Origin of the sequence: Sinorhizobium sp. NFACC03 (genome assembly GCF_900103435.1) — a bacterium.
Classification (GTDB): Bacteria; Pseudomonadota; Alphaproteobacteria; order Rhizobiales; family Rhizobiaceae; genus Ensifer.
This window is the reverse complement of record NZ_FMXF01000001.1, coordinates 413,800-426,656: the sequence shown is the minus strand read 5'-3', so window position 1 is coordinate 426,656 and position 12,857 is coordinate 413,800. Positions and strand designations below refer to the sequence as shown.

10 protein-coding genes are annotated in these 12,857 nt (G+C 64.8%); 2 read left to right on the top strand and 8 right to left on the bottom strand.

The features are described 5' to 3' along the window. Window positions 1-16: 16 nt before the first annotated feature. Together BLU35_RS02075 and BLU35_RS02070 are read right to left on the bottom strand one after the other, a co-directional pair. On the bottom strand, window positions 17-832 hold the full coding sequence (locus BLU35_RS02075) for a 3'(2'),5'-bisphosphate nucleotidase CysQ (RefSeq protein WP_093232026.1): 816 nt from the start codon (window positions 830-832) through the stop codon (window positions 17-19). An 82-nt stretch (window positions 833-914) separates the two neighbouring features. Then, the gene (locus BLU35_RS02070; RefSeq protein ID WP_093232315.1) at window positions 915-2,261 is read right to left on the bottom strand and encodes a TldD/PmbA family protein; all 1,347 of its coding nucleotides are present in this window, start codon (window positions 2,259-2,261) and stop codon (window positions 915-917) included. Between the two features lie 146 nt (window positions 2,262-2,407). Here BLU35_RS02070 and BLU35_RS02065 point away from each other — a divergent pair, with 146 nt between their 5' ends. Then, window positions 2,408-4,243: a monovalent cation:proton antiporter-2 (CPA2) family protein gene (locus tag BLU35_RS02065; protein WP_093232025.1), complete on the top strand. Its 1,836-nt coding sequence runs from the start codon at window positions 2,408-2,410 to the stop codon at window positions 4,241-4,243. Window positions 4,244-4,279: 36 nt separating this feature from the next. Here the strand turns inward: BLU35_RS02065 and BLU35_RS02060 are convergent, their stop codons facing one another. The 3 genes from BLU35_RS02060 to BLU35_RS02050 all read right to left on the bottom strand — a co-directional run bounded on the left by BLU35_RS02060 (window position 4,280) and on the right by BLU35_RS02050 (window position 7,987). Then, on the bottom strand, window positions 4,280-5,161 hold the full coding sequence (locus tag BLU35_RS02060) for a patatin-like phospholipase family protein (protein ID WP_093232024.1): 882 nt from the start codon (window positions 5,159-5,161) through the stop codon (window positions 4,280-4,282). 84 nt (window positions 5,162-5,245) lie between these two features. Next, on the bottom strand, window positions 5,246-5,806 hold the full coding sequence (rsmD, locus tag BLU35_RS02055) for a 16S rRNA (guanine(966)-N(2))-methyltransferase RsmD (protein WP_058320438.1): 561 nt from the start codon (window positions 5,804-5,806) through the stop codon (window positions 5,246-5,248). Between the two features lie 6 nt (window positions 5,807-5,812). Then, a complete protein-coding gene (locus tag BLU35_RS02050; protein ID WP_176907109.1) occupies window positions 5,813-7,987 on the bottom strand; it encodes a pseudouridine synthase in 2,175 nt (724 codons plus the stop codon). A gap of 73 nt (window positions 7,988-8,060) precedes the next feature. Here BLU35_RS02050 and BLU35_RS02045 point away from each other — a divergent pair, with 73 nt between their 5' ends. Beyond that, window positions 8,061-8,510: a nucleoside deaminase gene (locus BLU35_RS02045; protein ID WP_093232023.1), complete on the top strand. Its 450-nt coding sequence runs from the start codon at window positions 8,061-8,063 to the stop codon at window positions 8,508-8,510. A gap of 53 nt (window positions 8,511-8,563) precedes the next feature. Here BLU35_RS02045 and BLU35_RS02040 read toward each other — a convergent pair whose 3' ends face one another. The 3 genes from BLU35_RS02040 to ileS form a co-directional block, all read right to left on the bottom strand. Next, the gene (locus tag BLU35_RS02040) at window positions 8,564-9,043 is read right to left on the bottom strand and encodes a GNAT family N-acetyltransferase (RefSeq protein ID WP_093232022.1); all 480 of its coding nucleotides are present in this window, start codon (window positions 9,041-9,043) and stop codon (window positions 8,564-8,566) included. A 14-nt stretch (window positions 9,044-9,057) separates the two neighbouring features. Continuing rightward, a complete protein-coding gene (locus BLU35_RS02035; RefSeq protein ID WP_093232021.1) occupies window positions 9,058-9,678 on the bottom strand; it encodes a hypothetical protein in 621 nt (206 codons plus the stop codon). 127 nt (window positions 9,679-9,805) lie between these two features. Beyond that, complete coding sequence (gene ileS, locus BLU35_RS02030) at window positions 9,806-12,715, bottom strand: isoleucine--tRNA ligase (RefSeq protein ID WP_093232313.1); 2,910 nt, start codon at window positions 12,713-12,715, stop codon at window positions 9,806-9,808. Between the last annotated feature and the right edge of the window lie 142 nt (window positions 12,716-12,857).

Sequence of the window (12,857 nt, the reverse complement as noted above, 5' to 3'; positions counted from 1 at the left end):
CATTCGGCCCCAAAGGTCAATGGGGCTCCATCGACCGCGATGCGGCGATCAAGCCTGGCAAGAGCGGCTTTGCCGCTGCGCAGAGAACGCCGTGAACGACGCTGGAGCGATTGTAGGACAAGGGCTGCTCGTCGAGATCGACGAGCGCGCCACCGGCCCGGGCGAGAATGAGATCGGCCGCAGCCAGATCCCAATCATGGGAATTCTTCTTCACCAGCGTACCGTCGATCCGCCCGTCGGCAACCATGGCCAGCCGATAGGCAAGCGACGGCACATGCGGCACGCGTGTGACGGTGTTGCGATAGACGGCCGGAAGCTTGCCGACCGTATCTTCGGCAGCCGCCAGATGCAGCGTTTCCCCGGCCTTCGCCTCTCGCACCGAGATCGCCGTGCCGTTCTTCAGCGCGCTACCGCCGGCGACCGCCTCGAAGAGTTCGTCAAGCGCCGGAGCATAGAGGACGCCGGCGACGGGCTGCCCCCGGTGGACGACGGCAACACTGACGCACCAGAGATCCTTGCCGGCGATGAAGGCACGCGTGCCATCGATCGGATCGACGACGAAGACCGTTTCGCGGGTCAGGCGGCTGGAATCATCGTCGGTCTCTTCCGACAGCCAGCCGTAGTGGGGCCGCGCCGCAAGCAGCCGCGTCTTCAGCACATCGTTTGCCGCCAGATCCGCTTCGCTGACCGGCGAGCGGCCCTCGTTCTTCCAGCGGACGTCGGGCGATTTGCGAAAATAACCGAGCGCCGTTTCCCCGGCGACGACCGCGGCGGCGCGGATCAACTCGAGATCCGGCTTCCAGTCCGCGCCCGATGGTGCTGTGTCAAACATTCAAAACCCCGTCAGCCCGCCTCTCCTATAGCACGAGAGCCGGATCGGCGCGGGTCCCCGCGCCGGTTTGTCTTCGGCCTGTTTAGAGACCAGCGAGCGTCATGCCCTCGATGGCAAGCGTCGGTGCGGCAACGCCGAACTTGCGATCGATGTCGTCTGCCGGCGTCAATGCCATGAACATGTCCTTGAGATTGGACGCGATCGTCACCTCGGAGACGGCAAAGGTGAGTTCGCCGTTCTCGATCCAGAAGCCGGAGGCGCCGCGGCTGTATTCGCCGGTCACCATGTTGACGCCCTGGCCGATCAGTTCGGTCACGTAGAAGCCGTTGCCGACACCGCGGATCAGATCCTCACGCGAGATCGAACCCGGCTCGAGCGCCAGATTGGTCGAGGCCGGGTTGACCGTCGGGCCGCCGCGCACACCGCGGCCGTTGGTCTCCAGACCGAGTTCGGCCGCTGCCGAGGTCGACAGGAACCAATGGTTCAGCACACCGTCCTCGACTATCACGAGCTTTTCGCCGCTGACACCTTCGCCGTCGAAGGGACGCGAAGAAGAGCCGCGCACGATCAGCGGGTCGTCGGTCACAGAAAGACCCGCCTTCATCACCTGCTTGCCCATCCGGTCACGCAGGAAGCTCGTCTTGCGGGCGACGGCCGCACCGTTGATCGCGCCCGCCAGATGGCCGACGAAGCCGCGCGCCATGCGCGGATCGAAGACGACGGTGACGTTCTTGGCCGTCGGCACCTGGCGCGGATTGAGGCGCGCGACCGCACGTTCGCCCGCAAGGCGGCCGATCTCCTCGGCCGGCCGGAGATCACCGACATAGAGGCGGCTGTCGAAATCGTAGTCGCGCTCCATCTTCGTGCCTTCGCCGGCAATCGCGCTGACGGAGCAACCGAAACGGGTCGCCATGTAGGAGCCGGAGAAACCGTGCGAGGTAACGAGAACCAGACCGCCCATGCCGGCCGAAGCGCCGGCACCGCTGGAGTTGGTGACGCCTGAGACCGCAAGTGCTGCCTCTTCGGCAGCCAATGCCGCTTCCGTCAACGAATCCGTGGAAACGGCGGTGGGGTCGAAGAGGTCGAGGTCGGGATAGGAGCTTGCCAGCCGGTCCGCATCGGCGAGCGAGGCAAAGGGATCCTCCGGCGAAGCCTTGGCCATGGCGACGGCGCGTTCGGCGAGCAGCTTCAGATCAAAGCCCGGATTGGCCGAAACGCTGGCGACGCGTCGCCCGACGAATACTCGCAGCGAGAAATCGTCGCTTTCGGAGGCTTCCGTCGCTTCGACCTTGCCGAGGCGCACGGAGACGGAACGGGAGCGCCCGCGTACCACCACCGCATCCGCCGCATCGGCGCCGGCCTTGCGGGCGAGGTCCACGAGTTCGGAGGCGCGTTTTTCGAGGTCGGCAGAATCGATCGTGTCTGACATGATGTAGCCTTTCATTCCTGCCCCATTTATTGTGCAGTGACGCAGGCATCAAGGGCATCGGCCTGATTCCCGCCCATACACCGCAAATGACCGCTCTCGAAAGCTCCCTCATCGGGGCCGGGTGCCCAATAGTGAAAGCCGCAGGCATGGCAACGACACCGATCATCTATTCTCAGGCGCTGATGCTGCTCGGCGGCGCAGTGGTCGCCGCACCAATCTTCAAGCGGCTCGGCCTCGGCACTATCCTCGGCTATCTCTGCGCCGGCGTACTCATCGGTCCGGTCGCCCAAAGCATCACCGATGGCGAGCAGATCCTGCATGTCTCGGAGCTCGGCGTCGTGTTCCTGCTGTTCATCATCGGCCTCGAATTGAAACCGTCACGTCTCTGGCAGATGCGGCGCGATATCTTCGGCCTCGGCACGGCGCAAGTCGTGCTGACCGGCATCGTGCTCTCTTCGATGATCTATGCCCTCGGGCTTCTCGGCCAGGGCGGCAGCATCATCGCCGGCTTCGGCCTGGCCCTGTCGTCGACCGCCTTTGCCATGCAGATCCTCGACGAGGGCAACGACCGCAACACCCGCTACGGGCAGCGATCCTTCTCCATTCTCCTGCTGCAGGATCTCGCGATCGTGCCTCTGCTGGCGCTGATCCCGCTTATGGCGGCGCAAGCGCCTGAGGATACGACACCGCCGCTCGAGGATTTTGCGATCGCCACCACAGCGATCGTCGTGCTCTTTGCTGCCGGGCGCTACCTCGTGAACCCCCTGTTCCAGATCATCGGCCGCACGGGCGCCCGCGACGTCATGATCGCAGCGGCCCTGCTCGTCGTCATGGGCGCGGCGACCATGATGCAGCTTGCCGGCCTTTCCATGGCGATGGGTGCCTTCCTCGCGGGCGTGCTCTTGGCGGAATCCTCCTATCGCCATGAACTCGAAGCGGATATCGAACCGTTCCGCGGTATCCTGCAGGCTCTGTTCTTCATGGCCGTCGGTCTGTCGCTGGAGCTTGGCGTCATCGTCGAGCGCTACCAGCTGATCATCATCGCCGTGCCGCTCTTGATGGCGCTGAAGAGCCTGGTGCTCTACTGGCTCTGCCGGCTCACCGGATCCCACCACAACGACGCGGTGCGCATCAGCCTGCTGCTGCCGCAGGGCGGAGAATTCGGCTTCGTGCTGTTCACCGCGGCGGCAACCGCTGGCGTCTTCTCGGATGGCGACTCCTCGTTACTGGTTGCGATCGTGACGCTGTCGATGGCGCTGACGCCGCTTGCCTCCATGCTGGCCGCAAAGCTGATGCGCGAACAGGATGAGATGGACGAGGAGATCGAGGAAGATTTCGACGGCGCCAATGCCGACGTGCTGATGATCGGCTTCTCCCGCTTCGGCCAGATCGCCGCGCAAATCCTGCTCGCCGGCGGTCGCGACGTGACGATCATCGACCATTCGGCCGCGCGCGTGCGCCAGGCCGCGACCTTCGGCTTCCGCATCTATTTCGGCGACGGCAATCGTCTCGACGTGCTGCGCGCCGCCGGCATCGAACGGGCCAAGATCGTCGCCGTCTGCACCCAGAAGAAGGAAACGACCGACCACATCATCGACCTCGTGCAGTCCGAATACCCAAATGCACGCATCTACGCCCGCTCCTACGACCGCCTGCATACGCTGGAACTGCGCGCCAAAGGCGTCGACTACGAATTGCGCGAGACTTTCGAGTCCGGCCTGCTCTTCGGCCGCAAGACACTGGAGGCTTTGGGGGTCGGCGACGACGAGGCAATCGCCATCATGGACGACATCCGCAAGCGCGACGAGGCCCGGCTCGTGCTGCAGGAGGCCGAAGGCATCACAGCCGGTCGCGACATGCTGCATTCGCGTCCCGTCCGACCGGAGCCGCTGGTCAAGCCGAAGCGCGAGGTCGATCACTCTCAAGAGACGGGCGAACGGATCCTGCCAGGGCTTCCTGCCGACGAGCGCGAAAGCGCGTAGTCCCGCTGGGGCGAACCGACCCTCAGTCGTCGGCGCTCACTTGAGCTTCGGCGCCCGCATGCGCTCGTCGAGTGCCCGTTTCAGCTGGTCCTTGATGGCGACGGTTCCGTTCAGCACATCCTGGGCCCGCAGAAAATCCATCACCCGGTAGCGGCCGACATCGGGGCGCAGCAGGATATCCGGTGCACCTTCCTTGAGCTTCATCGCGATGATCGACTGCATCATCAACTGGCTCGCACCGAACAGGCTGTCGATGCGGCTCGGGATCGTCTTGCCGTCGCCGTCAGGACCACCGACGACATCGACGGCGATGACGATGTCCGCCAGCCCGCGCAGATGATCGAAGGGGATAGGATTGTAGATACCGCCGTCGATCATCACGCGCCCGCCGATCTTCACCGGGATGAAGATCGCAGGCAGGGCAGCGGAGGCAGCCAGCGCCTGCCACAGGTCACCCTTTTCGCAGATATGTTCTGTCTGGCCGTAATAGTCGGTGGCGACCACCTTGAGCGGAATGCCGAGATCCGAGAACTTCGGCGGAATGGCCTCGGGCAGAAAAGCCCTGAGAACGCGCTCGACATTGAATTGCCCGAAGCGAAAACCGTTCGCCATGGCTTCGGAAAGGCTCGACGGCCGCAACTGCCAGAGCCGATTGAGGACCTCGCGGCGATGGCCGATGGTCGAGAGCGTGTGGCCCCTGATCTCTTCGCCGCGCATGCCGGCCGCCATGCCGGCACCCATGATTGCGCCGATCGAAGAGCCGGCGATCGCCACCGGGCGAATGCCGAGCTCGTCCAGGGCTTCGATGACGTGAATATGCGCAAGCCCGCGCGCGCCGCCGCCGCCAAGCGCCAGGGCCACCGTCGGTTGGCTCTTCACCTGGGTCGGCCCCTTCGTCATCGAAAGATCCTGCTTCATCGGCATGCCCTCCGCTTCTGCATGATACGGAAACTTGCATGGTCGCGTCAGCGTATCGTCGCAAGGAAATCGAAAATATGACGGTCAGGCACCGCGAAAGCGGTAGAAGTGCATGCGGGTATCGCCGAAGACCCTGACGTCGAGGTTCTCAAACACGGCCGTTGGCGCGGGCTGAACATCCGCCCGCTCTTCGAGGATCACCAGTGCATCGGGGACGAGCCAGTTGCCGGCGGCGGCAGATTCCAGCGCCTTCTCGCCGAGACCCTTCGCGTAGGGCGGATCGGCGAAAACCAGATGAAACGGCTCCATGGTTCCGACGCCGCCGAGGCTGGTCGCATCACGGCGGAAGACCTTGGCTCGGCCCTGGAGGCCGAGCGTTTCGATGTTCGTCTGCAGAAGTCCCCTGCCCTCGACGCCCTGCTCGACGAAGAGTGCCTGCCGGCACCCGCGTGAGAGAGCCTCGAAGCCAACGGCGCCGGTGCCCGCAAAAAGGTCGAGCACCCGGGTGCCGTCGAGCGCCTCCGGATAGGAATGGCTCAGGATGTTGAACAGGCTTTCGCGCGTCCGGTCCGTGGTCGGACGGATATCGTTGGACTTGGGGGTCGCCAGGCTGCGCCCCCGAAACTCTCCACCGACGATACGCACCGCCGCTTAGTTTCCTCTGCCGCGCGGCTTGCCGCCGCCGGCCGGGCGTCCGCCACCACCGGAGCGTCCAGCGCCACCGGGGCGCCCACCGCCGGGTTTGCCGCCGCCGGGCTTGCCACCGCGCGGACCGCCAGTGCGTTCGCCAAAGGACTTTCCACCGGACGGCTTGCCCCCGAAGGACTTGCCGCGAGGCTTGTCGCCGAACGGACGGTCCCCGCCTTCACGGCGCGGCGGACGATCGCCCTCGGCGCGTGGGGCTCTTGGCTTGTCGGAATAGCTGCGCGGTCCACCTTCGGCGCGGGCAGGCCGATCACCGAACGGTCGGTCGCCACCTTCGCGGCGTGGCGGACGATCGCCCTCGGCACGCGGGGTCCTCGGCTTGTCGGAATAGCTGCGTGGACCACCCTCGGAGCGGGCAGGTCGATCACCACGCGGGCGGTCGCCACCTTCGCGGCGGGCAGGCCGGTCGCCATCGGCGCGCGGGAACCGCGGCTTGTCGGAGAAGCTGCGCGGCCCGCCTTCAGAACGAGCAGGACGGTCGCCGCCTTCACGGCGCGCAGGACGGTCACCGTGATCGCGCGACCTGCGGTCTCCCGCGTCGCCCGCCTTGCGCCGACCGAAGCCGCCATCCCGGCCCTCGTCCTTGCCGCGACGGGCAGGCTCGCTGGCGCTGATCCATTCGCCCTCTTCGTCGCGACGCTTGACCGGCGCGGCCGCAGCCGGACGATCGAAGTCCCTGTGCGAGCCGCCCTTGCGGTCCGGGTCGAACTTGCCGGATGTCTTCGTCGCAAAGCCATCCTTGCTGCGACCGTAGCGCTTGGTCTTCGGCGCGCCTTCCGGACGCTCGCGACGGGCGGGCTTCTCCGTGGTGTCGCCTTCAGCGGATTTCGGCTTCTTTTCGGCCAGCGGACGGGCGCCCGGCGCCATCCAGACATTGGCGGTGCGGGCGCGCTGCGCCGGTGCGCGCTTCGGCCGGTCCTCAAACTTGGCGTCACGGTCGTCGCGGGAGCCGCCCTTGCCACGAGGACCGTCCTTGCGGCCACCGTCACGGCGATCGTCGCGACGCGTGTCGAGCCGGGCCAGAGCACGCTCGCGCTTGTCCTCCGGCTTTTCCCAGCGGTTGGCACGTTCAGGCCGGCGCGTATCGGCGGTATCATCCTCCGGCGCGTCGCCGGCTACGGTCGCTGCCTGATCGTTGTAAAGCGGTGCGTCGAAGTTTGCCTTGGCATCCTCGATCAGGCGCGGCCCGAGCTGATCGCGGAGCGTCCGGCCACGGATTTCCTGGACATGTCCCTCCGGCAGTTCGCCGAGCTGGAAGGGTCCATAGGAAATGCGGATGAGGCGGTTGACGTCGAGACCGAGCGCGCCGAGAACGTTCTTGATCTCGCGGTTCTTGCCTTCGCGCAGCCCCATGGTGATCCAGACGTTCGAGCCCTGCACCCGGTCCAGCGTCGCCTCGATCGCGCCATAGAGCACGCCGTCGACGGCGATGCCGTCCTTCAGCCGATCGAGCGCTTCCTGATCGATCTCGCCGTGGGCGCGAACGCGGTAGCGGCGCAGCCAGCCGGTCGACGGTAGTTCGAGCACACGGGCAAGGCCACCATCGTTGGTCAAAAGCAGCAGGCCCTCGGTGTTGATGTCGAGGCGGCCGATCGACAGCACGCGCGGCAGCTCGTCGGGCAGGTTGTCGAATACGGTCGGGCGGCCTTCCGGATCGGCATTGGTGGTCACCAGGCCAGCCGGCTTGTGATAGAGCCAGAGGCGCGTGCGCTCGATGCCGCGGATCGGCTGGCCATCGACCTCGATCGCATCGGCAAGCGTCGCGTTGACGACCGGCGTATCGAGGATGACGCCGTTGAGCTTGATGCGGCCTTCCATGATCATGCGCTCGACGTCGCGGCGCGAGGCGACGCCGGCACGTGCCAGGATCTTGGAGATGCGCTGCGGTTCGTCAACGCCCGGAGCAGCCGCGTTCGGGCGCTCCCTGGCCGGACGCGAAGCGCCGGTCTTTGGTCCGAAGGACTTGGGGCCGTCAGCCTTCGGTCCGGAGGTCTTGGCGCCAAAAGTCTTCGGGCCTGCAGCCTTTTTCGGTGCTCCAGCCTTCTTGTCGGCGAAATGCGGTTTCTTGTCCCGGCCGGCGGACTTGCCGCCAGGCCGTGTGGGCTTGTCTTTGGATGTCATTTGTGTTGCCTGCCTTTTGCGGCTGTCCTATCAGGTCGCGGCCCGTGGGTTAAGAGAAATTATTGTTTGAGCGATGGCTGAGACGACACACTTCATGGATGTGGCCCTTGAGGAGGCCAGGAAGGCGGCAGAACGCGGCGAAGTGCCGATCGGCGCCGTCGTCGTTTTCGATGGCCAGATCGTCTCCCGCGCCGGCAATCGCACCCGTGAACTCAATGATGTGACTGCACATGCGGAGATTGTCGCCATCCGCGAGGCCGCTGCCGTCCTCAAGGACGAAAGGCTGACGGGCGCCGATCTCTACGTCACCCTCGAACCCTGCACCATGTGCGCCGCGGCGATTTCGTTCGCCCGCATCCGCCGCCTCTACTACGGCGCGGACGATCCGAAGGGCGGCGCGGTCGACAGCGGCGTGCGCTTCTTCGGTTCTCCCACCTGCCATCACGTGCCGGACGTCTATTCGGGCCTCGCCGAGCGCGAGGCTGCCGACCTTCTTAGGGATTTCTTCGCCGGCAAGCGGTGAAACCAATCCCCGACTCTCAACACCACCCCGTTTCAGATTTTCTTGAGGTCGCCTCAGTCGGCCGCGAAGCTTTCGAGGGCCGCGCCGGAGAGACGGTAGCGCGTCCATTCGGACATGGGCTCGGCACCGACCGCCTCGTAGACCCGTATCGCCGGCTCGTTCCAGTCGAGCACGCTCCATTCGAAGCGGCCGCAGCCTTCCTCGACGGCAATTTTCGCCAGATGCTTCAGCAGCATCTTTCCAGCGCCGGAGCCACGGCAATCCGGCGTGACGTAAAGGTCCTCAAGGTAGAGACCCTTGCGTGCCTGCCAGGTCGAATAGTTGTAGAACCACATGGCGAAGCCTGCGGGCTTGCCGTCCTTCTCGCAGATCACGGCGCGGGTAATGGAACCCGGACCAAAGAGCGAGGCCTGCAACATCTCGACCGTCGCCTCGACTGCGTCGGGCTCCTTCTCGTAGATGGCAAGTTCGGTGATGAAGCGCAGAATGGTCTGCGCGTCTTCCGGGCGAGCGTCGCGAATGCTGATCGTCATGGCTTATGCGCTGCTTAGAAGGGCCAATACCACTTGGAGCCGGAATTCTTGATCTGCGCCTCCTTCTTGCGGCGGCGCTCCTTGTCCTTCTCCGGCTCGCCGAGATCGGTCTCGGTACCATCCGGCAGGCGGCGGTAGTCAAGTGGAGGATCGCTGAGGAAGCGGCGCTTGTCGGAATAGGCGCCCATCTCGATCTTACGGGCTGCGCGATAAGCTTCCTGCTGCTCCTTGGCCGAGAGCCGGCGGCCGTTGGCGCTAGCCTTGGCGAGCGGGGAAACGTAGTTCGGGTTGTTCTTGTTGGCGTCGGCCTCTTCGCGCAGACGGTTGCGAACCTCTTCCGGAGACTCGACCCATTCCGGGTTCGCCTCACGGCTGGCAAGCGACTTCTGCGGCTCGACGAGAGCAGTCTGCTGCGCCGACGGCGGCAGAACGAGGCCGGGGCGCGGCTGATACTTGACCGGATCACGCTTCGGCGGGCCGAAGCTGGCGACGCTGCCGAGGTCGTCCATGAGCTGTTCGCCGGCGGTCTTGTCCGTGCCATAGGTCGGGCCGCCGATGCAGCCCGAAAGCACCAGGCCGCTCGTCAAAATGGCGGCCACGCTGGCAAACACTCGCAACTCTCGCGTCATTTCCATGAGATTCCTTCCAGCCGGCCACCGGTCAGCGCGGCCACTCAAGCGCCCATGGCGGAGAAATCCGCCAAATTTCGGGCAGGTTTTACCGGATGAACGCAACGAGTGCAATTCATCCGGTAACAATGCGTTAAGCCTTGAAACCAAGTTCGCGCAAGGCAGCGGCATCACGGGCCGACACGTCGGGGTAGGTCGGGTCGGAACCGACATCGGTCGTGATCCGCCAGGAGCGGGCGCATTTCTGGCCCTCGGCAAGCTTCGGCTCCACGCTCACCTTGGCCACGTCGGCAAGGCGGAACGCCTCCGCAGGGCCTTCCGCAGCTTCGATCACGATGCCCGAAGTGATGCAGATCTCCGCGAAGTCCTGGCCTTCCAGCGCCTTCAAAAGTTCCGGATCGGCGACATGGACGACCGGAGCCGCTTCCAGCGACGAGCCGATGCGCTTGTCCTTGCGCTCGATCTCGAGCGCACCGGTGACAACGGTGCGGACCGTGCGGATCTTGTCCCACTTGGCTTCGAGCGCATCGTTCTTCCATTCCGCCGGGATCGCCGGGAACTGTTCGAGATGCACCGAAACCGCATCGGGCTTCCGCGACAGCCAGGCTTCTTCCGTGGTGAACGGCAGCATCGGCGCCAGCCACAGGACGAGGCAATCGAAGAGCTTGCGGATGACGGCAAGCGCCGAACGGCGGCGCAGGCTCGACGGGGCGTCGCAGTAGAGCGCGTCCTTGCGCACGTCGAAATAGAAAGCCGAGAGCTCGACGTTCGAGAAATCGATCAACGCACGGGCGATCTTCTTGAAGTCGAAGGCATCGTAGCCTTCGCGCACAAGCTGATCGAGTTCCGCCAGCCGATGCAGCATCAGCTTTTCGAGTTCCGGCATGTCGGCATAGGCGATCTCTTCACCCTTGTCGTGGGCGAGCGTGCCGAGCATCCAGCGGACCGTGTTGCGCAGCTTGCGATAGGCGTCGATGTTGGTCTGGATGATCGTCTTGCCGAGACGCTGATCCTCCCAATAGTCCGTCGTCATCACCCACAGGCGCAGGATGTCGGCGCCGGCGTCCTTCATCACCTCCTGCGGGGTGACGGTATTGCCCTTGGACTTCGACATCTTCTCGCCCTTCTCATCCATGGTGAAGCCATGGGTGACAACGGCGTTGTAGGGCGCGCGGCCGCGCGTCGCGCAGGCCTCGAGCAGCGAGGAATGGAACCAGCCGCGATGCTGGTCCGAACCTTCGAGATAGACGTCGGCCGGCCACTTCAGGTCCGGACGGTCTTCGAGCGTGAAGGTGTGGGTCGAACCGGAATCGAACCAGACGTCGAGGATGTCCATCACCTGGTGCCACTTTTCGTGGTCGTGGTCGTTTCCGAGGAAGCGATCCTTGGCACCTTCGGCAAACCAAGCGTCCGCACCTTCCTGCTCGAAAGCGTCGAGGATGCGGGCGTTGACGGCCTCGTCGATCAGGATCTCACCCTGGTCGTCGGCAAAGATCGCGATCGGCACGCCCCAGGCACGCTGACGCGAGAGCACCCAGTCCGGACGCCCCTCGATCATCGCGCGCAGGCGGTTCTGGCCGGCGCCGGGAACGAAGCGGGTGTCGTCGATCGCTGAAAGTGCGCGCGAGCGGAGCGTCGTGCCGTCGCCGAACGCCTTGTCCATATAGACGAACCATTGCGGCGTGTTGCGGAAGATCACCGGCTTCTTGGAACGCCAGGAATGCGGATAGGAATGCTTCAGGCGTCCGCGGGCAAAGAGCGCGTGGCGGGCGATCAGCGCCTTGATGACGCGCTCGTTGGCATCGCCCTTCTTGCCCTTGTCATCGATGACGCGGCCGGCGCCACCTTCGGCATCCGGACCGAAGCCGTGGGCGTCGGCGGTGAAGTAGCCGGCATCGTCGACCGTGAACGGGATCGCCGAGGAGATACCGCGGGCTTCGAGCGCGCGGGCGCTGTCCATCCAGGCATCAAAGTCCTCGCGGCCATGACCGGGGGCGGTATGCACGAAGCCGGTGCCGGCATCGTCGGTGACATGGTCGCCATCGAGCAGCGGCACCTTGAAGGCGTAGCCGCCGCCGAGACCATGCAGCGGATGGGCGCAGGTGACCGACGACAGCTCGTCGGCTTCGAGGTCGCGAACGAAGTTGAAGGTGAGCTTGGCCTTGGCAGCGGACTCGTCCGCCAGGCGCTTGGCGAAGATCAGCTTCTCGCCCGGCTGCGGACCGAAGTCGTTCTCGGCGGTCGCCACTTCGTAGAGACCATAGGCATAACGCGACGAGAAGGCGATGGCGCGGTTGCCCGGGATGGTCCAGGGCGTGGTCGTCCAGATTACGACAAAGCTGCCGGCAAGGCTGTCCGGACCTTCGGTGACCGGGAACTTCACCCAGATCATGTCGCTTTCGACATCGGCATATTCGACTTCGGCTTCGGCAAGCGCGGTGCGCTCTACAACCGACCACATGACCGGCTTGGAGCCGCGGTAGAGCTGGCCGAGCTTGGCGATCTTCATCAGTTCGCCGGCGATGCGCGCTTCCGCATGGAAGTTCATCGTCGTGTAGGGATTGTCGAAATCGCCCTCGATGCCGAGGCGCTTGAACTCCTCGGCCTGGACCTGGATCCAGCCGGAGGCGAAGTCACGGCACTCCTTGCGGAATTCGTTGACCGGGACCTCGTCCTTGTTCTGGCCCTTCTCGCGGTACTTCTCCTCGATCTTCCACTCGATCGGCAGACCGTGGCAGTCCCAGCCGGGCACATAGTTGGCGTCAAAGCCGCGCATCTGGAACGAGCGGTTGATGACGTCCTTGAGGATCTTGTTCAGCGCATGGCCGATATGGATGTTGCCGTTGGCATAGGGCGGGCCGTCATGCAGCACGAACTTGTCGCGGCCGGCGGCCGATGCACGCAGCTTCTTGTAGAGGTCCATCTGCTGCCAGCGGACCACCGTTTCCGGCTCCTTCTGCGGCAGGCCGGCGCGCATCGGGAATTCCGTCTGCGGCAGATAAAGGGTCGAGGAGTAGTCGATCTTTTCAGCGGTGTCGGTCATGGTCTTTGCAATCGCTTCTTCGCGCGAGGGGCCGCGCATACGAAATGGGCTCGGTATCGAGAGATGACTGGGGCGTCGGAAACGCCGAAATCCCGGACCTTCCGGCTGACTAAAGCGCGCGGAAGGCCGGGCCAATAATTCG